Genomic DNA, 23,767 nt, shown 5'->3' with positions numbered 1-23,767 from the left:
GTCACCCGTAGGCCGCCGTCACTGGCCGCCGTCACTGCGGAGCCGCCCTCGCTCCGGGGCGCCGTCGCTTCCGGCTCGCCGTCACTCGTGGGCCGTGGTCTCCTCCAGCGCCGCGTCGCGCACGTCCGGGACCGGGTGGCGGCGCGGGGTCCGCGGGAGCTCGCGCCAGGGCGCGGGCCACTCCTCGCGGCCACCGAGCGCGCCGGTGACGGCGACGGCCGGCAGCATCTCGGCGTGACCGCCGTGCCCGGCCAGTACCACCGCCCCACGGCCTCGGCGCCTCGAACTCCGCGTCCGGCACGCCCAGGCTGCCGGGCGACACGCAGGGCATGCCCGCAGCGAGACCGACTCCCGGGCGCGCGCATCGAGGGCGTGCGGCAGGCCTTCGGCCACGTGCTGGGCGACGGTTGGCGACACGCGAGGACTCTGTCTGCCGGGGCCGGCGCGGCACAGCGAATCAAACGGCCCGGTCGGCACGGTGCGCGGCGGCGGGGCCGGCGTCAGCGCGACACGCGCCGCAGCGCCACTCGTTCCTTCTCCGACAGTCCGCCCCAGACGCCGAAGCGCTCGTCGTTGCTCAGCGCGTACTCCAGGCAGGCCGAGCGGATCGGGCAGAGGGCGCAGATCCGCTTGGCGTCCCGTACGGAGCTGCCGGGCTCGGGGAAGAAGAAGTCTCCCCCGGTCTGTGCGCACAACGCCTCCTGCTGCCAGGCGAGGTCGGGCGTCTGGATCGTTTCGATGTGCATGTCCAGAGCGTGCCGGACCGCGGAAAACGTTCGATCAACGCGGGATCAACGCCCCGCGGACGGGCCCCCGGCCGACCCGATGGTCCCCCGCCGGGCACGGCAGCGCACGGCGGCGCGCGGAAGCTCCTCGATGTCCGGCGGACGGTGGCCGGCGGCGGGCCGGTCTGCCCGGCGACGGGCAGCATGCCGTCGAAGCCGGCCACGGCCACCTCGTGGGGCACCCGTCGCCCGCGCCGGCGCGGCACCCGCGAGGCGTCCGCGCGCGGGGACCCCTCAGTGTTGGTGGGCGGGAGCCTCCTCCCCGGTCGCGGACTGCTGCCCGTGCGCGTGCTCGTGCGGGTCGTAGCCGGGGATCGTGCCGTCCGGCTTCTTCACCAGGAACAGGCCCACCATCCCCATGTCGGAGTGGCTCTGCACGTGGCAGTGGTACATCCACGCCCCGGCGCCCACCCCCTCCCCCGCGATGATCTGGAAACCGAAGGAGTCCGCCGGCCCGGTGATCTTGTTGTCGATGACCTGGCTCGGGTCGTCGGGTCCGGTGAGCATGCCCGTGCGGTTGTCCGCCCAGCGGTGACCGTGCATGTGGAAGGTGTGGTAGTACTCGCCGTGCGTGATCATCACGATCTCGACGCGATCACCCACCGTGGCCTCGAAGTCGGGCCCGGTGTGAGGCGCCCGGTTGTTGATGAGCATGTCGTTGAAGACGATCGTGTGCGTGGCGTCCGGCAGCACGTCGCCCTTGCGGCGCACGATCACCGGGCCGTACAGGCCCTTGCGGATGCCGCCGGTGCCGTGTTCCGTGCCGACGACGTGGTCGTGGTAGTGCCAGTAGCCCGCGCTGCCCGCCCGCCAGGTGCCGTCCGCCCGGCGGCCGGGCTTGTGGGTGCGCCAGGTGTAGGTGCGGGTGCCGCCGGGCTCGACGTCGCTCTTGTTCATCGCCGTGCCGTCGCTGGAGATCTCGTAGTCCAGGCCGTGGACGTGCAGACTCGCCCGCACGTCCATCGTGTTCTCGAACTCGATGTGCAGCGTGTCGCCCTCGTTGAGTTCGATCAGCGGGCCGGGGATGGACGCCTTGCCCTTCTCGAGGCCGTAGCCCATCTGACCGTCGGGCAGCTTCTCGGCGTACATCTTGATGTGTCTCACCTCGCCCCCGGCCGGTGCCGTCTTCGCGCTGACTCCCTTGGCGGCATCGGCGGCACCGGCCGCGCCGGCGACCTCCGGAGCGATGGACAACGATGTCGCGACGGCCGCGCCGCCCAGCAGGACACGTCGGTTGAAGCCTCGCCTGTCCACGTCGAACTCCCCACGTCGGTACGGAACTTGCGGAGACGTAGCCAATAGGTGGCCTGATTGGCTGTGATGAACCTGTGGGACGGTACCGGTTGCCGCCTCGTTTATCCACACTCAGGACAAAGTTCGTTCGATCCTGGTCATACCTATTGGCGAACCACGCAAAGAGGTCTAACTTCCTTGGCGCTGCTGCCGTGACCGAGGAGGTGCCCATGCACTTACGAGGGTTGAGCGCGAGAAGAAGAAAGGGCTGGGCGGCGTTCGCGACCGCCGGATTCGTCGCCGCCGGACTGCTGTCCGGCCCCGCCGCCAGCGCCCGTCCGGCGCCGGATCCAGCCCTGACAACGATGTCGATCAAGTCGCCGCCTGGCGGCGCCAACGTACGGGTGCTGATCTTCTACGGGTCCGCCGCGGCCGGGGACGAGTCCCCGGTCGTGAACGCCGGGATCGCTGCCATCGAGAGGATCGGGCTGTCCGGCCCGGAGAAGGAGCGTTTCAGCGTCGAGGCCACGGACAACGCCTCGGTCTTCACCAATGAGAAGAGGCTCGGCCGCTTCAACGCGGTCGTGTTCCTGACCGGCGGCGGCGACGTCCTGACACCGGCGCAGGAAGCGGGCCTGGAGACGTACATGGAGGCCGGCGGCGGGTTCGTCGGCATCCACGACGCGGCCCGCGCCGAACCGTACTCGGACTGGTTCACGGGTCTGGTCGGGGCCCGCCCGGCCGCCTCCAGCCCGGACACGGTCCAGCGGGCCACCGTCGAGGTGGGTGACCGGCGCCATCCGGCCACCAAGGACCTGCCGGTGCAGTGGAAGCGGCCCGACCAGTGGATGAACTGGGTGGAGAACCCGTCCGGCGACGTGCACACCGTGGCCCGGGTGCGCGAGTCGACGTACCAGCCCGGGGCGAGCGCCAACGGCTGGGACCACCCGGTCAGCTGGTGCCGGGACTACGACGGCGGCCGGTCCTTCTACACCGGCATGGGCGGGACGGTGTCGTCCTACGACGAGACCGACTTCCGCGCCCATCTGCGTGGCGCCCTGATGTGGACGACGCGGCTTGCGCAGGCCGACTGCAAGGCGACCATCAACGGCAACTACCAGGCCGAGCGGCTCACCGATCCCAACCAGCCCGGCCAGAACGACCAGATCGGCGAACCCCACGGCCTGGTCACCGCGCCCGACGGCCGCGTGTTCTACATCGGCCGCGGCGGCGCGGACTCCTCCCAGCCCGTGGTGACCGACTGGAACGACCCGGACATCGGCAAGGGCCAGGGCGAGATCCACGTCTGGGACCCGGAAACCGACAAGGTCACGCTCGCCGGTGAGCTGACCGTCTTCGGCAACAAGGGGGGCGGCGAGGAACTGGTCAAGGTCGAGGAGGGCCTGCTCGGCATCGAGCTGGACCCGGGGTTCGCGGAGAACGGCTGGGTGTACCTGCACTACACACCCCACTCCGAGATCAACCGCGACACCCACATGGCCGAGCGGCGGGTCTCCCGCTTCACGCTCGACCAGGAGACCAACAAGCTGGACCTGGGCAGCGAGAAGGTGCTGCTGAAGTGGCCGGTGCAGATCCACAGCTGCTGCCACGCGGGCGGCGGGCTGGCCTGGGACTCCAAGGGCAACCTGTACATCGCGACCGGTGACAACAACTCCAGCGGATTCAGCGACGGTTACTCGGGCAACAACCCGGAGCCCAACTTCAAGGGCGTGTCCTTCGCCGACGCGCGCCGCACCGCCGGCAACACCAACAACCTCAACGGCAAGATCCTGCGCATCCACCCGGAGCCGGACGGGACCTACACGCTCCCCGAGGGCAACCTCTTCACCGGCGAGGAGACCGCCGAGGGCGGTGGCAAGACGCGCGGCGAGATCTACGTGATGGGCGTGCGCAACCCGGCACGCATCTCCGTCGACAAGAAGACCGACACCCTCTACGCGGGCTGGGTCGGCCCGGACGCCGGTTCTCCGTCGCCGACGTGGGGCCCGGCGAAGTACGACACGTTCGCCGCGATCACCGAGGCGGGCAACCGGGGCTGGCCCTACTGCATGGGCAACAAGCAGCCCTACCGGGACCGGAACCTGCCGGACCCGTCGAAGCCGCTGGGCTGGTACGACTGCGACGCCCCGAAGAACGAGTCGCCGAACAACGACGGCCTGGTCAACCTGCCGCCGGTGACCGGCAACAACATCTGGTACTCACCGCAGGGCGGCGGTCCCGACTTCCCGCGCGACGAGAACGGGATCCCGTCGTACGAGCAGGACGAGGCCACCTACCAGCTGCCCTGGCTCAAGGGCGGCGGCCAGGCCGCGATGAACGGCCCGGTCTACCGTTACGACGCCGAGAACGCCAGCGAGACCAAGTGGCCGGCGTACTGGGACGGCAAGTGGTTCGTCGGTGACTTCTACGACGCCGACCAGCCGCGCAACGCGGTGCTGATGGACCCGAGGACGCAGGGTGACGGCGGTCTGCCGGTGCACTCGGAGTCGCTGAAGAAGATCGTGCCGATCGGCAACGACGGCATCAGGAACCTGATGGGCTGGAAGTTCGGCCCGGACGGCGCGCTGTACGTCCTGGACTACGGCCGCGGCTTCTTCACCTCGGACTCCAAGTCGGCCCTGTGGCGGGTCACCTACGAGGGCGGCGGGCCGACGCCGGCCGCCGGGCAGCTGGCGAGGGGGTCCCAGTGATACGCGGGCGAAGAATGTGGGCGGCCCTGTTGGCCGGCCTGCTGATGATGCTCGGGCTGCAGGCGACGTCCGCGTCCGGGCAGCCCCGGGCGGAAAGCGAGACCGTCGCCGCCGACCAGGTCCTCACCTGGACGGCCGGCAACGACATCGACAAGTACACGTCGGCGCCCGAGACGGCGGTGGCCGGTCCGGCCACGATCGTCTTCGAGAACAGTGAGGCGACCGGCAACACCACCGGCATGCCGCACACGCTGACGTTCACGACCAGCGATCCCGAGTACAACCAGGACGTCCAGCTGAACATCCTGGCCAACCCGGGCGACGACCAGGGCGGCCGGCACACCGCCGAGGTCACCCTCTCCCCCGGCCGCTACCTGTACCACTGCACGATCCAGGGCCACGGGGAGATGAAGGGCGTCCTCGTGGTGACCGAGGGCGGCGGGGGCGAGGACACCACCGCGCCCGCGACGTCGGCGGACGTCGGCGGCACGCAGAACGCCGACGGCGCCTACGTCGGCTCCGCGAGCGTGACGCTCGGCGCCACCGACGAGGGCGGCTCCGGCGTCGAGCGGATCGAGTACGCGATCGGCGCCGACGGTGCCTGGCAGCCGTACACCACGCCGGTCGTCGTCGACCAGGTCGGCGAGCACACGGTGCGCTACCGGGCGTTCGACAAGGCGGGCAACGCGGCCGCCGAGAAGAGCGTCACGTTCACCGTGGCCGCCCCGGACACCGACGACACGACCGCGCCGGAGACCTCGGCGACGGTCGGCGGCGAGAAGAACCCGGACGGCGCGTACATCGACATGGCGACGGTGACCGTCACCGCCTCCGACACCGGTTCCGGGGTCAACACCATCGAGTACGCGGTCGGCGACGGCGCCTGGCAGGCGTACACCTCGCCGGTCATGGTGCACGAGGTCGGTGAGCACACCGTGCGCTACCGCGCCACCGACAAGGCGGGCAACGTCGCCGCGAAGAAGAGCGTCGCCTTCACCGTCGTCGCCGCTCCCCCCGAGGACACCACGCCGCCGGTGACCGGCGCGACCGTGGAGGGCACCAAGGACTCCGACGGCGCGTACGTCGGCAGCGCGAAGGTGACCGTCAGCGCCACGGACGGGGGCGGTTCCGGTGTGGCCGGCGTGGAGTACTCGCTCGACGCCGGGCCCTACCTGGCGTACACCGCGCCCGTGGTCGTCGACCGGGTGGGCCGGCACACCGTCGCCTACCGGGCGAGCGACGAGGCGGGCAACACCGCCGAGCCGGTGACCGTGAGCTTCACGGTGGTGTCGGGCCAGGTGCCCGCGCCGCCCTGCCCGGAGTACGACGAGCGGGAGACGGTGATCGTCGGCACGGTCGACACGGGCGTGCCGAACCGGGTCACGAACAACCGGTGCCGGATCAACGAGATGATCGAGGACGAGAAGGAGTGGACGTCCCAGGCACTGTTCCTCAAGCACGTCCGGGAGGTCATGGACGCGCTGCTGGACGAGGGCGTCGTCGACCGGCGGGAGTACCGGGCGGTCAACAAGGCCGCGCGCCAGTCGAAGATCGGCACGCCCGGCCAGACCGAGGGCTACCGCACGATCCTCGACGGCACGGCGGACTCCTTCGCCAAATGGCAGCAGGTGGGCGGCGGGTCGTTCGGGCTGAACCCGGACGGGTCGATCACCTCCAGCACCACCACACCGGGCATGGGCATGCTGTGGTTCCCCGAGCGCAAGTACGGGGACTTCTCGCTGAAGCTCCAGTGGCGGGACGACGCCGCGGACGCCGCGAACACCAACGGCGGTGTCTTCGTGCGCTTCCCGCAGGTCCACGACCATCCGGAGGAGTCCCGGCCGGAGTGGGTCGCCATCAAGTACGGGCACGAGGTGCAGGTGTTCGACAGCCCGTCCGGCGACATGTACAAGACCGGCTCGGTCTACGGCTTCGACCGGGTGGGTCTCGCCGGGGCCGGTGTGACGGAGAAGGGCACCTGGAACGACTACGAGATCCGCGTGGTCGACCAGCACTACTCCGTCTACCGCAACGGCGTGCTGATCAACGAGTTCGACAACACCGGCGGCCAGGACTTCACCCCGCCGCGCTCGGACGACCCGGGCACGGACGGGCGGCGGTTCGCCTCCGGTTACGTCGGACTCCAGGTCCACGGCACGACGGACGTGGTCTCGTACCGCGACGTGAGGATCAAGGAGTTGTAGTCCGCTAGCCCCGGGGCCGCGGCTTCTTCGCGCGGCTCGGCTGTACCCGGCTGGGTTCTCCCGGCATCTTCGGATACTCGGGCGGGTACGGCAGATCACCGAGCCCGTGGTCGTGCTCGTCCTTCGTCGCCAGTTCCAGCAGGGCGTCGAGGGAGTAGGCCTCGTCGTCCATGCCCGCGTGCACGTCGCCGAGTTCGGCGAAGCGCGCGGGCATGGACGTGATGTCGAAGTCCCGGGGGTGCGCGACGCCCACCTCGTCCCAGCGCAGCGGCGCGGAGACGGGGGCGTGCGGGCGGGGGCGTACGGAGTAGGCGGAGGCGATGGTGCGGTCCCGGGAGGTCTGGTTGTAGTCGATGAAGATGCGCTGGCCGCGCTCCTCCTTCCACCACTTGATGGTGACCTGCTCGGGCATCCGCCGTTCCATCTCGCGGCCCACGGCGATGGCGGCGCGTCTGACCTGGGTGAAGGTCCAGCGTGGTTCGATCGGCACGAAGACGTGCAGTCCGCGTCCGCCGGAGGTCTTGGGCCAGCCGTGCAGCCCGCCGAACTCCTCCAGCACGGCGCGCAGTTCGTGGGCGGCGCGGGCGGCGTCGTCGTAGTCGGTGCCGGGCTGCGGGTCGAGGTCGATGCGCAGTTCGTCGGGGTGGTCGACGTCGTCGCTCCGCACCGGCCAGGGGTGGAAGGTGAGGGTGCCGTACTGCGCGGCCCACAGGACCGCCGCCTCCTCGGTGGGGCACATCTCGTCGGCGCTGCGTCCGCTGGGGAAGGTGATGTGCGCGGTGGGGATCCAGTCGGGCATGCCCTTGGGCGCGCGCTTCTGGTAGAACCACTCGCCGGTGACGCCGTCCGGGTAGCGCTGCAGGGTGGTGGGCCGCTCGCGCAGGGCGCGCAGGATTCCGGGGGCGACGGCCTGGTAGTACCGGGCCACGTCGAGCTTGGTGTAGCCGGGCTCCGGGAAGAAGACCTTGCCGGGGCTGGACAGCCGCACGGTCCGTCCGCCCGCTTCCAGTTCCACCGCGTCCGCCATGCGAGCCACGGTAGGCGCACCGCGTGGACCTCGCACATCAGAGGCCGGCCCGCCCGGGCGCCCCGGGGGGCGGGGACGCTCCCCCGCCCCACATCGCCACGGCCGGATCGCCGTCCCTACCCGGCCAGGCCTCCGTTGCTCATCCGGACGCGGCGGCCGGTGAACCGCCGGGCGACCATGCGGTCGTGCGAGACCATCACCAGGGCGCCCCGGTAGTGGTGCAGGGCCTCCTCGAAGTCCTCCACCAGCGCGGGCGAGAGGTGGTTCGTCGGCTCGTCCAGCAGTAGCAGATCCACCGGGTCGCGCAGCAGGCGGGCCAGGGCCAGCCGGCGCAGTTGCCCGGTGGACAGGTCACCGACCGCGGTCGTCAGATCGGACGGCCGGAACAGGCCGAAGCCCAGCAGCGCACCGCGGTGCTCCTCGTGGGCACCCGGCAGTCCGGCGGCGAAGGCCGCCAGCAGCGTGCGCCGCGGGTCGGTGATCGCGGTCTCCTGGGGCAGCCAGCCGATCCGGTCCGGTCGCGCGCACGTGCCCCGGTCGGGGCGCAGGTCGCCGGCGAGGACCCGCAGCAGGGTGCTCTTGCCGGCGCCGTTCGCCCCGGTGACCAGGACGCGCTCACCGGGTGCGACGGTGAAGCCGGGGACGTCGAGCCGGTCGCCGACGGCGACCCGGTGCAGGTCGGCGAGGGGCCCGTCGTGGCCTCTCCCGCCGCCCGCGACCCGGGCGCCGAAGCGCAGGGGCTCCGGGGGCCGCGGCACCGGGTTCTCCTCCATGCGCCGTACCCGCTCCTTCGCCTGCCGGACGCGCGCGGAGATCTGCCTCTCCACGCTGCGCTGGTGGCGCTGGTTGTCGCGGTCGGCGTTGGACGCGCGCCGGGGTCCGGCGGCCATGGTGCCGGCGGCGCGGCGGGCCAGGGCACGCTGCTCGGCCAGCTCCCGCTGCCAGTCGGCGTACTCCTGCTCCCAGCGGCGCCGGGCGCCCTCCTTCGCCCGGAGGTATCCCGCGTAGCCGCCGCCGTGCCGGTGGACGGTGCGGCGTTCGCCGTCCACCTCCCACAGGGCGGTGGCGACGCGTTCCAGGAAGACGCGGTCGTGGGAGACGGCCAGCACGCTGCCGCGGTGGGAGCGCAGGTGTTCCTCCAGCCACTCCACGGCCGGGACGTCGAGGTGGTTGGTCGGCTCGTCGAGCAGCAGCAACTGCGGTGCGGACGCCAGCAGACAGGCCAGGCTGAGGCGGGCCTGCTCACCGCCGGAGAGGCTGCCCAGCCGCCGGTCGGGCGCGATGCGCCCAAGGCCCAGTCCGTGCATGGCGGCCTCGACGCGGGCGTCGGCCGCGTAGCCCTCCCGGGCCTCGAACGCCTCCAGCAGTTCCCCGTACGAGGCGAGCGGGCCGTCGAGTTCGCCGGGGCCGGCCTCCGCCAGCGCCTGTTCGGCCCGGCGCAGGGCGCGTTCCAGGGCGCGCAGGTCGGCCAGGGCGTGGTCGACGGCGTCCTGGACGGTGTCCTTTGGGGGAAGGCCGGGGGTCTGCGGCAGGTATCCGGCGCCGCCCGGGGCGTGGAGGCGGATCCGGCCCGCGTCCGGCCGGTCCAGGCCCGCCAGCAGGCGCAGCAGGGTCGACTTGCCCGTGCCGTTCTCACCGATGACGCCGATGCGCTCGCCGAGCGCCACCGACTGGTGCACGCCGTCCAGCAGCGGCCGGCCTCCCGGCGCGCGGACGACGTCGTCCAGGACGACCTGGAAGGCACCCGAGCCGGCCCCGGGCCCGGAGGAGGATTCGCAGTGGGACGCGGACGCGGACGGAGACGGGGTGGAAGGGCAGGTGGAGGTGGAGGTGCCAGGAGTGGGCTGGGACATGCGTGATCCGCCATATCGGAAGGCGTGGACAGGTGGCCGATACGGAGACACGGGTCGTCGACGCGCGGCGAGGCGGCGCGGGAATCGGCGAGATGGCCGACCCGGGGACCCTGAGGGGCAGCCGGAATCACACCGCGTACGCGCGGCGGCATCGGCGCCCGGTCTCCCGGGGCGGAATCAGATGTAGTAGTAGAACCTGGTCACCAGGCAAGCCTAACAGGCAGGGACCACGGGCCGCTCATACAGTCGGACCATGGATCTGCCCGTCATGCCGCCCGTGAAGCCGATGCTCGCCAAGTCCGTGGCGAAGATCCCGCCGGGCATGCACTACGAGGCCAAGTGGGACGGGTTCCGGGCGATCGTGTTCCGCGACGGCGCCGAGGTCGAGCTCGGCAGCCGTACGGGAAAGCCGTTGACCAGGTACTTCCCCGAACTGGTGGAGGCGGTGCGGGAGCGGTTGCCCGAGCGGTGCGTGGTGGACGGGGAGATCGTGATCGCGCGGGAGGGGCACCTGGACTTCGACGCGCTCACCGAGCGGATCCATCCGGCGGCCTCCCGGGTGCGGACGCTGGCCGAGCGGACACCGGCCTCGTTCGTGGCCTTCGACCTGCTGGCGCTGGGCGACGAGTCGCTGCTCGGCGTGCCGCTCGCCGACCGTCGGGCGGCTCTCGTGACAGCCCTGTCCGGGGTCACCGCACCGGTGCACGTGGCACCGGCGACGGACGACATCGAGGTGGCCCGGCGGTGGTTCGAGCAGTACGAGGGGGCGGGTCTCGACGGCGTCGTCGCCAAGCCGCTCGACCTTCGGTACCGCCAGGACGAGCGGGCCATGTACAAGATCAAGCACGAGCGCACGGCGGACGTGGTGGTCGCCGGGTACCGCCTCCACAAGAGCGGTCCCGTGGTCGGCTCCCTCCTGCTCGGCCTCTACGACCACCGGGGCGTCCTCCAGCACGTGGGGGTGAGCGCCGCCTTCACCATGAAGCGGCGCGCCGAGCTGGTCGAGGAGCTGGAACCGCTGCGCATGGACGACGTCCGGGGCCATCCGTGGGCCGCCTGGGCCGAACAGTCGGCGCACGAGTCGTCCCGGCTGCCCGGCGCCCCGAGCCGCTGGTCGGGCAAGAAGGACCTGTCCTGGGTGCCGCTCAGGCCGGAGCGGGTCGTCGAGGTGGCGTACGACCACATGGAGAACGGGGCGCGCTTCCGGCACACGGCCCGCTTCCGCCGTTGGCGCCCGGACCGGACACCGGAGAGCTGCACCTACGCCCAGCTGGAGGAGCCGGTCCGCTACGACCTGGCGGAGATCCTCGGCGGCCCCTGAGGGCGCTGCCGAGGACGCCCGGGCCCTACGGCTTCAGCAGGACCTTGACCGCGCCGTCCTGCTTCTTCTGGAACATCTCGTACGCGTGCGGCGCGTCCGTCAGCGGCACGCGGTGGGTGGCGAAGTCGTCGACGCCGAGCGGGTCCTCGTCCGTCAGGTACGGGATGATCTCGTCGCTCCAGCGTCGTACGTTGGCCTGCCCCATCCGCAGCTGGATCTGCTTGTCGAACAGGGTGAGCAGCGGCATCGGGTCGGCCATGCCGCCGTAGACGCCGGACAGGGAGATCGTGCCGCCGCGGCGCACCAGTTCGATGGCGGTGTAGAGGGCCGCGAGCCGGTCGACGCTGAACCGTTCCGCCAGCGGGCCGCCGAGGGCCCGGGGCATCACCGCGGCGGTCTGCTGGACCAGCTTGGCGACGACGCCGCCGTGTGCCTCGGTGCCGACCGCGTCGATCACGGCGTCGGGGCCGCGGCCGTCGGTCTCGTCCTGGATCGCCGCGACGAGCTCCTTCTCGCTGTCGAAGGACCGGAGGTCGTACGTCTCCACGCCTCGCTCACGGGCCCGCCGCAGCCGCTCCGGCACCAGGTCCACGCCGAACACCCGTCCGACTCCCGTGGCCCGGGCGATCCGGCAGGCCATGTCGCCGATCGGACCGAGCCCGAGCACGGCGAGGGTGCCGCCCCGTGGGACGGCGGCGTACTGGACCGCCTGCCAGGCGGTGGGCAGGACGTCGGAGAGGTAGACGAAGCGGTCGTCGGCCGGGCCCTCGGGCACCTTGATCGGTCCGTACTGGGCCTGCGGCACGCGCAGGTACTGGGCCTGCCCGCCGGGGACGGCGCCGTACAGACGGGTGTAGCCGAACAGCGGGGCGCCCATGCCCTCGCCGGTGACCTGGGTGGTCTCGCACTGGGTCGGCAGTCCGGTACCGCACATGAAGCAGTGCCCGCACGCGATCTGGAACGGCACCACGACCCGGTCACCGGGCTTCAGCCCGGTCACCTCGGAGCCGACCTCCTCCACGATGCCCATGGGTTCGTGGCCGAGGATGTCGCCCGGTGTCATGAACGGAGTGAGCACCTCGTAGAGATGCAGGTCGGAGCCGCACAACCCGGAGGACGTGACGCGGATGACCGCGTCCGTCGGCTCCTGGATCCTCGGATCGGGCACGTCCTCCACCCGCACGTCCCGCTTTCCCTGCCACGTCACTGCCTTCATCGCCTCGCGCTCCCTCCGTCGCCGTGCGCATCGGTCCTGCGTGGCGGCCGGGTACCCGAGGCGTCCTCCACCGAACCGCCGCCGCTTTCGTCCGAACAGCGGATCATGTGCCCCACTCCGCGTGCCGTATCAGATTCGGTCATGTATGGCACTAAAAGCTTGCAGAAGCGCACAATCAATGACACGGGATGGGTGGACGGGTGGTCAGGATGCGACGAAGGACGCGCAGGCGGCGCGGGACGCAGCGGCGGCACGGTACGCACGGGCGGCACGGCGCCGCGCTGCTGACCGCGGCGGTGGCCGTATCGCTGGCGGCGGGCTGCACGGCCGGGCCCGGGCCCGTGAAGGAGGACGACCGACGGGCACCGGCCCGGGAGTCGTCGCCCAGCGCGAAGGCCCGGGGAGGCTCGCTGCTCGCCGTGAAGGTCGACAACGTACCGGCGGCCCGCCCGCAGACGGGCCTGGACGCCGCGGACGTGGTCTACGTGGAACCGGTGGAGGGGGGACTGAGCCGTCTGCTGGCGGTCTACGCGACCGAACTGCCCGAGTCGGTCGGGCCGGTGCGCAGCGCGCGCGAGTCGGACCTGGAGCTGCTGCGCCAGTTCGACCGGCCGACGCTGGCCTTCTCCGGTGCGCAGCACAAGCTGCTGCCGCTCATCGACAAGGCACCGCTGCGCGCGGAGCCGCCCGGCGAGGAATCCGACGCCTACGTCCGCGACGAGGGCCGGCCCGCCCCGCACAACCTCTACGTGCGGCCCGGTCGGCTGCTGCCGGGGCCCGCGGGCGCCGAGGCCCTGACCACGGGCTTCCGCCACGGCGAGGCCCCCGCGGGCGGCGCGGTCGCGCCCTCCCGCACGGTGCGCTACCCGTCCGCGTCCTTCACCTTCACCTGGTCCGGGAGCCGGGACCGCTGGCTGGTCTCCATGGACGGCGCCCCGGCCCGGACGGCCGACGGCGGGCGGCTGGCACCGGCGACGGTGGTCGTGCAGCACGTGGACGTACGCGAGTCGGACTTCCGCGACTACCTGGGCAACAACTCGCCGTACGTCGAGTCGGTGGGCTCCGGGCGGGCGGAGGTACTGCGCGACGGGCGCGCCCACGACGCGGCCTGGAAGCGCGACGCGGCCGCGGACGGCACGTCCTTCACCACCGCGGACGGCGCCCCGCTGAACTTCGCCGAGGGCCAGGTGTGGGTGGTGTTCGCCGATACGACGAAGCAGCCCTGATCAGCCCTGCTCGGCCCTGATCAGCTCGGGACCGCCGTGGGCGCGGTCGGGTTGCGCAGCCCTTCGGTGGCGTCCGCGACCCGCCGGATGAGGTCGAAGAACACGGCCTGCTCGTCGGCGGAGAGCGGGGCGAGGAAGACCTGGTTCATCCGGGCCGTACGCACGGTCAGTTTGCGGTGGACGCGCAGCCCCTCGTCGGTGAGGCGCAGCAGGAAGCGACGTCCGTCCTGCGGGTCACGGACCTTGTCCAGCAGTCCCCGGCGGCCGAGCCGGCTGATCACCTCGGCGATGGTGGACCGGTCCAGGCCGACTCTCTCCCCGACGGTTCGCTGGTCCAGGCGGCCCGGCTCGCTGACGAGCGCGTTGAGGACCGCGAACTGCGGCGAGGTGATCTCCTCCGAGACCATCGTGTTCCACAGCAGGTAGTGCGCCTGCTGCAGCCGCCGGGCCAGGTGCCCGGGATGGGTGGTCAGGTCGACCGCGGCCATGTGCGCTCCTGTGGTCCAGTTCCGTCGGTGCACTGACGATACATCGGGCAGGCAGGGGCTGTCCGATGCCGTGTCGAGCGATCCACCTCGCGTTTATGCGAGGTCTTGACGCCCCGGCCGTCCGGTGGCAGCGTGTGGGAAACCTCGCTGAAATACTCAGTGCCCTGACTAATTCGCCACTTCGGTCCGCGATCCGGGGCGCTTGCAAGAGATGGGGCTTCTCGGATGGACAAGGTGGTGGCCACGGCCGGTGAGGCAGTGGCCGACGTGCCGGACGGCGCGTCGCTGGCGGTGGGCGGTTTCGGGCTGAGCGGTGTGCCGAACGTACTGATCCAGGCGCTGTACGAGCGTGGGACCGGCGGCCTGTCGGTGGTCTCCAACAACTGCGGCGCGATGGAGTCAGGACTGGCGGTCCTGCTGGCCGCGGGCCGGATCGCCCGGGTGACCGGGTCCTACATCGGGGCGAACAAGGAGTTCGCCCGGCAGTACCTCGGCGGGGAGCTGGAGGTGGAGATGATCCCGCAGGGCACGCTGGCCGAGCGGCTGCGGGCGGGCGGGGCCGGGATTCCCGCCTTCTACACCCCGGCGGGGGTGGGCACACAGGTCGCCGACGGCGGGCTGCCGTGGCGATACGACGGCTCCGGCGGCATCGCGCTGGCGTCACCGCCGAAGGAGGTCCGCGAGTTCGACGGAGCCCAGTACGTGCTGGAGCACGGCATCCGCACCGACTTCGCGCTGGTGCGGGCCGCGAAGGGCGACCGGCACGGGAACCTGGTGTTCAACAAGTCGTCCCGGAACTTCAACCCGCTGGCCGCGATGGCCGGGCGGGTGACGGTCGCCGAGGTGGAGGAGCTGGTCGAGCCGGGGGGGATCGACCCGGACGCGGTGCATCTGCCGGGGATCTTCGTGCAGCGGGTCGTCGCGCTGACGGCGGAGCAGGCGGCGGACAAGAGGATCGAGCGGCGGACGGTGAGTTCCTGATGGCCTGGACACGTGAGCAGATGGCCGCGCGGGCCGCGCGTGAGCTGGAGGACGGGCAGTACGTCAACCTCGGCATCGGCCTGCCCACCCTGATCCCGAACTACCTCCCCAAGGGTGTGGAGGTGACCCTGGAGTCCGAGAACGGCATCCTGGGCACCGGCCGGTATCCGACCGAGGCGGAGGTGGACCCGGACCTGATCAACGCCGGGAAGGAGACCGTGACGGTCCGGCCGGGCGCCTCCTTCTTCGACTCGGCGCTGTCCTTCGGCATGATCCGCGGCGGGCACATCGACGTCGCCGTACTGGGTGCCATGCAGGTCTCGGCCGGCGGCGACCTGGCCAACTGGGCCATCCCGGGCAAGATGATCACCGGGATCGGCGGCGCGATGGACCTCGTCCACGGCGCCCGCACGGTGATCGTGGTGATGACCCACACCGCCAAGGACGGCTCGCCCAAGATCCTCCGCGAGTGCGCGCTGCCCCTCACGGGCAAGGCGTGTGTGAACCGGGTCATCACCGACCTCGGCGTCCTCGACATCACCGACGACGGCCTGGTCCTGGTCGAGACCGCACCGGGCGTGGGCGTCGACGAGGTCGTCGCCAAGACCGACGCCGAGCTCGTCACAGCGGACGACCTGAAGTGAACGCGGAGGACCTGAAGTGAACGACGTCTACATCGTCGACGCGGTGCGCACCCCGTTCGGCAAGTACAACGGCTCCCTGGCGGACGTACGCCCGGACGACCTGGCCGCGCACGCGATCCGTGAACTCCTCGCCCGCACACCGGACCTGGACCCCTCCCGGATCGAGGACGTGTACCTCGGCAACGCCAACGGCGCCGGCGAGGAGAACCGCAACGTCGCCCGCATGGCGGGCCTGCTGGCCGGCCTGCCCACCACCGTCCCCGGCGTGACCGTGAACCGGCTGTGCGCCTCCGGCCTCGAAGCGGTGGTCCAGGCCGCCCGCGCCATCTCGGTCGGCGACGCGCACATCGCCCTGGCGGGCGGCGTGGAGTCGATGACCCGGGCGCCGTACGTGCTGCCCAAGTCGGACCGGCCCTTCCCGGCAGGGCACACCGAGCTGTACTCCACCACCCTGGGCTGGCGCATGGTCAACCCGAGGATGGACCCGCAGTGGACCATCCCGCTCGGGGAGTCGGCGGAACTGATCGCGGACAAGCACGCGATCACCCGTGAGCAGCAGGACGAGTACGCCCTCGCCTCCCACCACAAGGCCGCCCGCGCCCAGGCCGACGGCCTGTTCGACGGCGAGATCGCGCCCGTCCCGGTGCCGCGGCGCAAGGGCGACCCGGTGGACCTCGCCGCCGACGAGTGCGTACGCCCGACCGCCTCGCTGGAGGCGATGGCGAAGCTCGGGCCGTCGTTCCGCGAGACCGCCGACGGCACGGTCACCGCCGGGAACGCCTCCCCGCTCAACGACGGCGCCGCCGCCCTGCTCCTGGTCGACGAGGTGGGCCTGAAGGCCACCGGCCGCGAGCCGCTCGCCCGCGTCCGGGCCACCGGTGTCTCGGCGACCGACCCGCACTACTTCGGTCTCGCCCCCGTCGAAGCGGTCGACCGCGCCCTCACCAAGGCCGGCCGCACCTTCGCCGACCTCGACGTCCTCGAACTCAACGAGGCGTTCGCCGCCCAGGTGCTGGGCTGTGTGGCCGAGTGGCCCGACTTCGACCCCGCGATCCTCAACCCCCAGGGCGGCGCCATCGCACTGGGCCACCCCCTGGGCGCCTCCGGTGCCCGCCTCGCCGGCACCGTCGCCCACCAGCTCGCCCGCAAGGGCGGCGGCACCGGCGTCGCCACCCTCTGCATCGGCGTCGGCCAGGGCCTCGCCCTCGTCCTCGACCGCTAGAGGCTTGTCCCAGCCACGTCACCCACGGGAATCACGATGACCCTCACCCAGCACGACATCGACGCGGAGATCGCGGCCGAGCACGCCGCGTACGAGAAGCGGGTCGCCGGCGGCGCGCCCGTCGAGCACCACCCGCGCCGCGACTACGCCCCCTACCGCTCCTCGGTGCTGCGCCACCCGAAGCAGCCGCCGGTCTCCATCGACGTCACCAAGGACCCGGAGCTGGTGGAGCTGTCCTCCCCCGCCTTCGGGGAGCGGGACATCACCGAGATCGACAACGACCTGACCCGGCAGCACACCGGGGAGCCGGTCGGCGAGCGCATCACCGTCTCCGGCCGTCTCCTGGACCGCGAGGGCAGGCCCGTGCGCGGCCAGCTCGTCGAGATCTGGCAGGCGAACTCGGCCGGCCGCTACGCCCACCAGCGCGAGCAGCACGACGCCCCGCTGGACCCGAACTTCACCGGCGTGGGCCGCACCCTCTCCGACGACGACGGCTTCTACCGCTTCACCACCGTCCAGCCGGGCCCCTACCCGTGGCGCAACCACGTCAACGCCTGGCGCCCGGCGCACATCCACTTCTCGGTGTTCGGCTCGGCCTTCACCCAGCGGCTCGTGACGCAGATGTACTTCCCCAACGACCCGCTGTTCCCGTACGACCCGATCCTGCAGTCCGTGACGGACGACGCCGCCCGGCAGCGGCTGATCGCGACGTACGACCACAGTCTGTCCGTGCCCGAGTTCTCGCTCGGCTACCACTGGGACATCGTGCTCGACGGCCCGAACGCCACCTGGATCGAAGAAGGACGCTGACCCGCCATGACGAAGATCGACACCAGCCTCCCGGAGAACGTGCTGCCGACGCCGTCGCACACGGTCGGTCCCTTCTACGGGTACGCGCTGCCCTTCCGCGGCGGCGAGGAGATCGCGCCCGCCGGACACCCGGACACGGTCACCGTGCACGGGTACGTGTACGACGGCGAGGGCAACCCGCTGCCGGACGCGCTCCTGGAGGTGTGGGGCCCCGACCCGGACGGCGAACTGCCGACGGCCGACGGCTCGATGCGCCGCGACCCGGCCTCCGGCGGCTTCCTCGGCCGCAACGGCGTGGAGTTCACCGGCTTCGGGCGCATCCAGACCGACGCGGACGGCCACTGGTACGCGCGGACGCTACGGCCCGGCGCGCGCGGGGCCGGCGCGCCGTACGTCAGTGTGTGCGTGTTCGCGCGCGGGCTGCTCGTGCACCTGTTCACCCGGATCTACCTGCCGGGCGACGCGGCGGCGCTCGCGGCGGACCCGCTGCTGTCCCGGGTGGACGCGGAGCGCCGCGACACGCTGATCGCGGTGGACGAGGGCAACGGGACGTACCGTTTCGACATCCGCCTTCAGGGCGAGGGCGAGACGGTCTTCCTGGAGTTCCAGTGACATCAGCAGCCGATACGGGCGGCCTGCTCGCCCCCGGGTGGGCGGGTTCGCCGGCCGCCGACGCCACCGACGACCGCGCCTGGCTGCGGGCGCTGCTCGACGCGGAGGCGGCGCTGACCCGTGCTCAGGCCGGGCTGGGCCTCGCCCCGGCCGAGGCGGCGGCGGCGGTGTCCGACGCGGCCGACCCGGACCGGTTCGACGTCCGATCCCTGGCCGAGCGCGCCCGCGGCGGCGGCAACCCGGTGATCCCGCTGGTGGCCGACCTGACGCGGGCGGTCGGCGAGGAGTACGGGCCGTACGTGCACCGGGGCGCGACCAGTCAGGACATCCTGGACTCGGCGACGGTCCTGGTCGCCGCCCGCACCCTGGACCTGCTGCTCCCCGACCTCGCCCGCACCGAGCGGGCGCTGGCCCGGCTGGCCGCCGAGCACCGGGACACGGCGATGCCGGGCCGGACGCTCACCCAGCACGCCGTGCCGACGACCTTCGGGCTGAAGGCGGCCGGCTGGCGCACGCTGGTGCTCGACGCGCGGGACCGGATCACCGCCGTACGCGAAGCGCTGCCCGCCCAGCTCGGCGGCGCGGCGGGCACCCTGGCCGCCTTCGGGGCGTACGGCGCGACGGACCCGACCGAGCTGCCGGCGGCGTACGCCCGTGAACTGGGGCTGCGGGCGCCCCTGCTGCCCTGGCACACGCTGCGCACGCCGGTCGCCGACCTGGCCGGCTGCCTCGCCCTCACCGCCGGGGCGCTCGGGAAGATCGCGGCGGACGTGCTCGTCCTGTCCCGTACCGAGACCGCCGAGGTGGCCGAGGGCAGCGGCGGCGGCTCGTCGGCGATGCCGCACAAGGCCAATCCCGTACGGTCCACGCTGATCGCGGCCGCCGCCCGGCGCGCGCCGCAGCTCGCGGCCACGCTGTACGGCTCGCTGGCCGCGGAGGACGAGCGGCCGGCCGGCGCGTGGCACGCCGAGTGGGAGCCGCTGCGGGACCTGCTGCGGCTGACCGGCGGCGCGGCCCGGGACGCCGCGGAGCTGGCCGAGGGGCTGCGCGTGCGTCCGGACGCGATGCGCGCGCACCTCGGTCTCACCCACGGGCTGATCGTGTCCGAGCGGCTCTCCGCCGAACTGGCGCCGGTGCTCGGGCGGGCCCGCGCCAAGGCGCTGCTCACCGAGCTGGCCGGGCGGACGTACGCCGAGGACCGCGATCTGGGCGAACTGCTGAGCCAGGTACCGGAGTTGGCCGGCCTCGACCTCGGCTCGCTGACCGACCCCGCCCGTTACACCGGCTCAGCCGGAGCCCTGACCGACCGTGCTCTGGAGCGACGTTGACCATGCTCAACCATCTGACCGAAGGTTCCGCCTCCGCTCCCCCGCTGCTGCTGGGCCCCTCGCTGGGCACCTCGTACGCGCTGTGGGACAAGGTGGCGCCCGAGCTGTCCATCGGGCACCGGGTCATCCGGTGGGACCTGCCGGGGCACGGGGGCTCGGCGGCGGAGCTGATCGGTCCGGGCGCCACCGTCGGGGACCTCGCCGGCCTGGTGCTCGCGCTCGCCGACTCGCTCGGGGTTCAGCGGTTCGCCTACGCCGGGGTGTCGCTGGGCGGCGCGGTGGGTCTGCATCTGGCGGTGCACCATCCGGAGCGGGTGTCGTCGCTGGCCGTCGTCTGTTCGTCGGCGCACTTCAACGGTGCCAAGGCGTGGGAGGAGCGGGCCGCGACGGTGCGAGCCGAGGGGCTGGCGAAGCTCGCGGCGAGCGCGGACGACCGGTGGTTCACACCGGGGTTCACCGTGCCGGAGCTGGTCCGGGACCACCGGGACGCCGATCCGGGGGCGTACGCCGCCTGCTGCGACGCGCTGGCCGCGTTCGACCTGCGGGACCGGCTCGGTGACATCACCGCGCCGACGCTGCTGATCGCGGGCCGCCAGGACCCGGCGACGCCGCCCGCGCATCTGCGGGAGATCGCCGACGCGGTGCCGGGTGCGACGCTGACCGAGCTGCCGGGGGCCTCGCACCTGGCTCCGGCGGAGCGTCCCGAGGCGGTGCTGACCGCTCTGCGGGCGCACTTCGACGGCGGTGCCGGGCGGGGCATGGCGGTGCGGCGCGAGGTGCTGGGCGACGTGCACGTGGACCGGGCGCAGGGGCGGCAGACCCCGTTCACCGCCCGCTTCCAGGACTTCATCTCGCGCTACGCCTGGGGTGAGATCTGGACCGACGAGACCCTCTCGCGCCGCGAGCGCAGCATGATCACGATGACGGCGCTGGTCGCGCACGGCCACTACGAGGAGCTGGCCATGCACGTACGGGCGGCGCGGCGCAACGGGCTGACGCCGGACGAGATCGGGGCGGTGCTGCTGCAGACGGCGGTGTACTGCGGGGTGCCGGCCGCGAACTCGGCGTTCGCGGCGGCCCAGCGGGTGCTGACCGAGGAGGAAGGCGCCGCCGGCTGACCTCAGCGCGGGGAGCCCGTCGCCAGTGCCTCGCGGGCCCGCGCCACCAGCCCGTCCGCGCCGCACGAGTCCGCCAGCGCCAGGCCGCGGTGCAACTCGGCCGCCGAGCGGGCGGCGATGCCGTACTCCACGCGGGCCGCGGCGTGCTCGTACTGGCAGGGCGACGCCTCGAGATAGGCGACGGCCTGGGCGGCGAGCCGGACCGCGCGCTGGCCGGTCTCCAGCGCGGCGGCGCAGCGCAGAGCCTCCCCTATCGCGGTGTCCGTGCCGAAGCGCTCGGCCTGGCGGCGGGCGTCGGAGGCCAGTCGGGCGGCGCGGGCGGGGTCCTCCGTGGCGAGGGCGCGGGCGAGCTCGGTCGCCCAGGGGGCCACCACCGGGTTGTGCCGGCCACGGGCGGCCGCCGACTTCTCGGCGGCCTCCAGTTCGTTGACGCCCTCCTTGGTGCGGCCCGTGGCGAGCAGCAACCGCCCGCGTACGGAACGGGGTTCGGGCAGCACGATCGTGGACGGGTACGGCGGGTCGAATCCGTACCGGTCGGCGACCGACCGGGCCTCCTCGACGTGGCCGCGGGCCAGCAGGATGTCGATCAGGTTGCAGACCGCGGACCAGTACAGCGGCAGGCCGCGGCCGACGCGCTCCGCGATGCGCAGTGATTCGCGCAGGGTCGCCTCGGCCTCCTTGAGTCGGCCCCGCCTGCGATGGCCGAGCCCGACGTAGGCGTGCGCGAGGGCGAGGTGGCCGCCGCTCCAGCCGGCGGTCTCGTAGGCGCGCAGGGCCTCGGTGAACAGTGCCTCGGCGCGGTCGAGGCGGTCGGTGTAGGCGTAGCAGTTGGCGAGCATCATGGGCAGTTCCAGGCCCCACTCGTTGTCGGTCCAGCCCAGCCCGGAGGGGAGGCGGCCGTTGACGAGGGTGCGGTCGCACAGCTCGACGACCTCCTCGGCGTTCTCACCTCGGGTCATGGCGTCGAAGCCGCGCAGGATGAGCAGGGCGCGCTCGGTGTTGTCCCGGCCGGTGCAGGTCCCGGCGAGTTCGGCGAGGCGCGCGGAACGGCCGGGCGAGGTCGTCTCACCGGGGTGGATGCCCTCCCACATGTACTGGACGGCCTGCATGCGCAGCCGGGCGGACGGGTCCGGGTTGCGGGCGGCCTCCGCCTCGACGGTACGGACGGCCTCCTCCAGCTGGTTGTTGTGGACCAGGGCCTCGGAGAGCCGGAAGACGGCGTTGAAGCGCTGTTCGCCGTCGAGGCCGGGCATGGCGAGGGCGGTGCGCAGATGACCGATGGTGGTGGCGGGCGCGGTGAGCAGGGTCGCGCAGCCCAGTTCGTAGAGCACACGCGCGTGCCGGTCGGGCAACGGCGGTTCCTCCAGGGCGCGTTCGAGGCAGCGGCGGGCCGCGTCCGGAGCGCCGACGGCGAGGTGCTCGCGGGCGGCTTCGCGCAGCTGTTCGACGACTTCCGGGTCGTCGTCGGGATACACCTGGAGCAGGTGGCGGGAGGCTGCCGCGGCACCGAGCCGGGAGTCGGCGAGCAGTTGGGCCGCTATTCCGTGCATCGCCGTGCGCAGCGCGCCGGGGATGGAGTTGTAGACGGCGGTGGCGATCAGCGGGTGGACGAACTCCAGGTCGCCCGCGTCCGGTTGGCCGGCGGCGGGGTCGGTCGCGGCGAGGATGCGGGCGTTGCGCAGCAGTTCGGCGCAGCGGGCGGCGTCGTCGTGGTCGAGGGTGGCGAGCCTGGCCACCATGTCGACGGTGATGCCGCTGCCGAGGATGGCGGCGGCCCAGGCGAAGCGGGTGGAGTCGACGCCGAGTTGCTCGAGGCGTGCGACGAGGCCGCCGCCCCGGGCGGAGCGGTTCAGGGGGCGCAGTTCGGCGGCCTGGGCCTCGACCGGTTCCAGTTCGCTGTCCTGGGTCCTGGCGAGGAGTTCGACGGTCTCGTAGGGGTTGCCGCCGGTGACGGCCCACACCTCACGGCAGAACGCGGCGTCGGCGTGGTCGCCCAGCGTGGCGCGGGTGAGTCCGGCCGTCGCTTCGGGGGTGAGGGCGTTCAGCGGGGCGAGCGGGCGTCCCAGGGCACAGGCCGCGTCCAGGTGGCGGGCGCTGTCGCCGCTGACGTCGCCGGGGCGGCGGGCGATCACGACCAGGACGGAGGTCTCGTCGAGCCGGTCGGCGAAGGCGGCGAGCCAGCGCAGGGTCTCCTGGTCGGCCCAGTGGGCGTCGTCGATCAGCAGCACCAGCGGCCACTCCCGGCGGGCGAGCCGGCGTACGGCGGCGACCAGGCCGTCGCACACGCCCTGCGGGTCGGCCCGCCGCTCGCCGGGGTCCGCGATGCCGAGGGCGGGGCCCGCGATGTCGTACCAGTCGCCGAGGTACTCGCGCGCCTCCTCCGGGAGCATGGACACGAGCGCGGGCTGGAGCAGTTGGCGTACCACGTTGAAGGGGACGGACCTGAGTGTCTCGCCGCCGCGCGCCGACCAGACGGTGCAGCCCCGGGCCTCGGCGATCCGTCGGGCCTCGGCGAGCAGCGCGGTCTTGCCGAGTCCGGCCTCGCCCCGGGCCTCCAGGAGGCTTCCGGAGGACGAGCGGTCCGCGCACAGGGTGTCGATCGCCCGTGTGAGGGTGGCGACTTCCTCGTCACGCTCCCACAGGAAGGCCGAGGCGGCGCCCGTCCGCCGTACCTCCGTCATCCCGCTACCTCCCCGAGTCGCCCGAATGACGTACCGACCCTGAGCCTAGCCGTCCGATCGCGCAAGTGGGGGGTGTCGGGGCAGCAGTTGCCGTGACGGGTGACATGCGGTAAAGCGCGGACGACGCGCCAAGCCCGTCATCAGCGACGGTACCGGGTGACGGCCGTCAACCCGCCGTGAACGGCACCGGACCGGCGAGCCGTACGGCGGACCGGCGGACGGTCTCCGGGCGGGCCCACGGTCGGACCGGCGGGTGGCCCCGGGCGGGCCGGCACCGGGCCTCTCATCCCGCTTTCACCGACGCCTC

Annotated in this window: 19 protein-coding genes; 11 read left to right on the top strand and 8 right to left on the bottom strand. The window is 72.6% G+C overall.

The features are described from left to right. Positions 1–81: 81 nt before the first annotated feature. The 3 genes from ACH4NX_RS18580 to ACH4NX_RS18570 all read right to left on the bottom strand — a co-directional run bounded on the left by ACH4NX_RS18580 (position 82) and on the right by ACH4NX_RS18570 (position 2,039). On the bottom strand, positions 82–261 hold the full coding sequence (locus ACH4NX_RS18580; protein WP_398128067.1) for a hypothetical protein: 180 nt from the start codon (positions 259–261) through the stop codon (positions 82–84). 239 nt (positions 262–500) lie between these two features. Next, positions 501–746, bottom strand: coding sequence for a WhiB family transcriptional regulator (locus ACH4NX_RS18575; protein WP_351395559.1), 246 nt, complete (start codon positions 744–746; stop codon positions 501–503). Positions 747–1,019: 273 nt separating this feature from the next. Continuing rightward, positions 1,020–2,039: a multicopper oxidase domain-containing protein gene (locus ACH4NX_RS18570; protein ID WP_351395562.1), complete on the bottom strand. Its 1,020-nt coding sequence runs from the start codon at positions 2,037–2,039 to the stop codon at positions 1,020–1,022. 209 nt (positions 2,040–2,248) lie between these two features. Between ACH4NX_RS18570 and ACH4NX_RS18565 the strand changes: the two genes are divergently transcribed. Next, positions 2,249–4,729, top strand: a complete 2,481-nt coding sequence (locus ACH4NX_RS18565; protein ID WP_398128066.1) for a ThuA domain-containing protein — start codon at positions 2,249–2,251, stop codon at positions 4,727–4,729. Between the two features lie 14 nt (positions 4,730–4,743). Beyond that, complete coding sequence (locus ACH4NX_RS18560; RefSeq protein ID WP_398128065.1) at positions 4,744–6,933, top strand: OmpL47-type beta-barrel domain-containing protein; 2,190 nt, start codon at positions 4,744–4,746, stop codon at positions 6,931–6,933. 4 nt (positions 6,934–6,937) lie between these two features. Here ACH4NX_RS18560 and ligD read toward each other — a convergent pair whose 3' ends face one another. Continuing rightward, a complete protein-coding gene (gene ligD, locus ACH4NX_RS18555) occupies positions 6,938–7,960 on the bottom strand; it encodes a non-homologous end-joining DNA ligase (protein ID WP_398128064.1) in 1,023 nt (340 codons plus the stop codon). A gap of 116 nt (positions 7,961–8,076) precedes the next feature. Then, on the bottom strand, positions 8,077–9,813 hold the full coding sequence (locus ACH4NX_RS18550; RefSeq protein WP_398128063.1) for a TlrC/CarA/OleB/SrmB family ABC-F type ribosomal protection protein: 1,737 nt from the start codon (positions 9,811–9,813) through the stop codon (positions 8,077–8,079). A 253-nt stretch (positions 9,814–10,066) separates the two neighbouring features. On the opposite strand from ACH4NX_RS18550, the gene ACH4NX_RS18545 reads away from it, so the two are divergent. Beyond that, on the top strand, positions 10,067–11,134 hold the full coding sequence (locus ACH4NX_RS18545; RefSeq protein ID WP_398128062.1) for an ATP-dependent DNA ligase: 1,068 nt from the start codon (positions 10,067–10,069) through the stop codon (positions 11,132–11,134). 25 nt (positions 11,135–11,159) lie between these two features. On the opposite strand, the gene ACH4NX_RS18540 is transcribed toward ACH4NX_RS18545, so the two are convergent. Then, the gene (locus ACH4NX_RS18540) at positions 11,160–12,350 is read right to left on the bottom strand and encodes a zinc-dependent alcohol dehydrogenase (protein WP_351395580.1); all 1,191 of its coding nucleotides are present in this window, start codon (positions 12,348–12,350) and stop codon (positions 11,160–11,162) included. 209 nt (positions 12,351–12,559) lie between these two features. On the opposite strand from ACH4NX_RS18540, the gene ACH4NX_RS18535 reads away from it, so the two are divergent. After that, entirely contained in the window at positions 12,560–13,576 is a 1,017-nt protein-coding gene (locus ACH4NX_RS18535; protein ID WP_351395583.1) for a DUF3048 domain-containing protein, read from the top strand. A gap of 20 nt (positions 13,577–13,596) precedes the next feature. On the opposite strand, the gene ACH4NX_RS18530 is transcribed toward ACH4NX_RS18535, so the two are convergent. Continuing rightward, entirely contained in the window at positions 13,597–14,064 is a 468-nt protein-coding gene (locus ACH4NX_RS18530; RefSeq protein WP_351395586.1) for a MarR family transcriptional regulator, read from the bottom strand. Between the two features lie 225 nt (positions 14,065–14,289). On the opposite strand from ACH4NX_RS18530, the gene ACH4NX_RS18525 reads away from it, so the two are divergent. Genes ACH4NX_RS18525 through pcaD form a run of 7 tightly spaced genes read left to right on the top strand, consistent with a single transcriptional unit; the run spans position 14,290 to position 20,779 of the window. Next, positions 14,290–15,045, top strand: a complete 756-nt coding sequence (locus tag ACH4NX_RS18525) for a CoA transferase subunit A (protein ID WP_351395589.1) — start codon at positions 14,290–14,292, stop codon at positions 15,043–15,045. Continuing rightward, positions 15,045–15,689: a CoA transferase subunit B gene (locus tag ACH4NX_RS18520; protein WP_351395592.1), complete on the top strand. Its 645-nt coding sequence runs from the start codon at positions 15,045–15,047 to the stop codon at positions 15,687–15,689. Before ACH4NX_RS18525 ends, ACH4NX_RS18520 begins: the two co-directional genes overlap by 1 nt. Before the next feature lie 16 nt (positions 15,690–15,705). Further along, complete coding sequence (locus ACH4NX_RS18515; RefSeq protein ID WP_398128061.1) at positions 15,706–16,911, top strand: thiolase family protein; 1,206 nt, start codon at positions 15,706–15,708, stop codon at positions 16,909–16,911. A gap of 36 nt (positions 16,912–16,947) precedes the next feature. Beyond that, complete coding sequence (gene pcaH / locus ACH4NX_RS18510) at positions 16,948–17,721, top strand: protocatechuate 3,4-dioxygenase subunit beta (RefSeq protein ID WP_351395598.1); 774 nt, start codon at positions 16,948–16,950, stop codon at positions 17,719–17,721. Positions 17,722–17,727: 6 nt separating this feature from the next. Then, positions 17,728–18,333 carry a protocatechuate 3,4-dioxygenase subunit alpha gene (gene pcaG / locus ACH4NX_RS18505; protein ID WP_351395601.1) on the top strand — a complete coding sequence of 202 codons (606 nt, stop codon included), beginning with the start codon at positions 17,728–17,730 and terminating at the stop codon, positions 18,331–18,333. Then, positions 18,330–19,661: a 3-carboxy-cis,cis-muconate cycloisomerase gene (pcaB, locus tag ACH4NX_RS18500; protein ID WP_398128060.1), complete on the top strand. Its 1,332-nt coding sequence runs from the start codon at positions 18,330–18,332 to the stop codon at positions 19,659–19,661. Before pcaG ends, pcaB begins: the two co-directional genes overlap by 4 nt. A 2-nt stretch (positions 19,662–19,663) precedes the next feature. Next, positions 19,664–20,779, top strand: coding sequence for a 3-oxoadipate enol-lactonase (gene pcaD / locus ACH4NX_RS18495; protein ID WP_398128059.1), 1,116 nt, complete (start codon positions 19,664–19,666; stop codon positions 20,777–20,779). Between the two features lie 2 nt (positions 20,780–20,781). On the opposite strand, the gene ACH4NX_RS18490 is transcribed toward pcaD, so the two are convergent. Continuing rightward, positions 20,782–23,460, bottom strand: a complete 2,679-nt coding sequence (locus ACH4NX_RS18490) for an ATP-binding protein (protein ID WP_398128058.1) — start codon at positions 23,458–23,460, stop codon at positions 20,782–20,784. Positions 23,461–23,767: the final 307 nt, after the last annotated feature.

This window comes from Streptomyces sp. NPDC017225 (assembly GCF_044331465.1).
In the GTDB taxonomy this organism is placed as follows: Bacteria; Actinomycetota; Actinomycetes; order Streptomycetales; family Streptomycetaceae; genus Streptomyces.
The sequence above is the reverse complement of the archived record's forward strand: the minus strand, read 5'-3'. Positions and strand labels throughout refer to the sequence as shown.

What these genes read in the sequence shown, in the direction of transcription:
- ACH4NX_RS18530 (WP_351395586.1), bottom strand. Translation starts at nt 14,064, where the DNA reads ATGGCCGCGGTCGACCTGACCACCCATCCCGGGCACCTGGCCCGGCGG.
- ACH4NX_RS18520 (WP_351395592.1), top strand. Translation starts at nt 15,045, where the DNA reads ATGGCCTGGACACGTGAGCAGATGGCCGCGCGGGCCGCGCGTGAGCTG.
- ligD (WP_398128064.1), bottom strand. Translation starts at nt 7,960, where the DNA reads ATGGCGGACGCGGTGGAACTGGAAGCGGGCGGACGGACCGTGCGGCTG.
- ACH4NX_RS18565 (WP_398128066.1), top strand. Translation starts at nt 2,249, where the DNA reads ATGCACTTACGAGGGTTGAGCGCGAGAAGAAGAAAGGGCTGGGCGGCG.
- pcaD (WP_398128059.1), top strand. Translation starts at nt 19,664, where the DNA reads ATGCTCAACCATCTGACCGAAGGTTCCGCCTCCGCTCCCCCGCTGCTG.
- ACH4NX_RS18545 (WP_398128062.1), top strand. Translation starts at nt 10,067, where the DNA reads ATGGATCTGCCCGTCATGCCGCCCGTGAAGCCGATGCTCGCCAAGTCC.
- ACH4NX_RS18560 (WP_398128065.1), top strand. Translation starts at nt 4,744, where the DNA reads ATGTGGGCGGCCCTGTTGGCCGGCCTGCTGATGATGCTCGGGCTGCAG.
- ACH4NX_RS18525 (WP_351395589.1), top strand. Translation starts at nt 14,290, where the DNA reads ATGGACAAGGTGGTGGCCACGGCCGGTGAGGCAGTGGCCGACGTGCCG.
- ACH4NX_RS18575 (WP_351395559.1), bottom strand. Translation starts at nt 746, where the DNA reads ATGCACATCGAAACGATCCAGACGCCCGACCTCGCCTGGCAGCAGGAG.
- ACH4NX_RS18550 (WP_398128063.1), bottom strand. Translation starts at nt 9,813, where the DNA reads ATGTCCCAGCCCACTCCTGGCACCTCCACCTCCACCTGCCCTTCCACC.
- pcaH (WP_351395598.1), top strand. Translation starts at nt 16,948, where the DNA reads ATGACCCTCACCCAGCACGACATCGACGCGGAGATCGCGGCCGAGCAC.
- ACH4NX_RS18540 (WP_351395580.1), bottom strand. Translation starts at nt 12,350, where the DNA reads ATGAAGGCAGTGACGTGGCAGGGAAAGCGGGACGTGCGGGTGGAGGAC.
- pcaG (WP_351395601.1), top strand. Translation starts at nt 17,728, where the DNA reads ATGACGAAGATCGACACCAGCCTCCCGGAGAACGTGCTGCCGACGCCG.
- ACH4NX_RS18535 (WP_351395583.1), top strand. Translation starts at nt 12,560, where the DNA reads ATGCGACGAAGGACGCGCAGGCGGCGCGGGACGCAGCGGCGGCACGGT.
- ACH4NX_RS18490 (WP_398128058.1), bottom strand. Translation starts at nt 23,460, where the DNA reads ATGACGGAGGTACGGCGGACGGGCGCCGCCTCGGCCTTCCTGTGGGAG.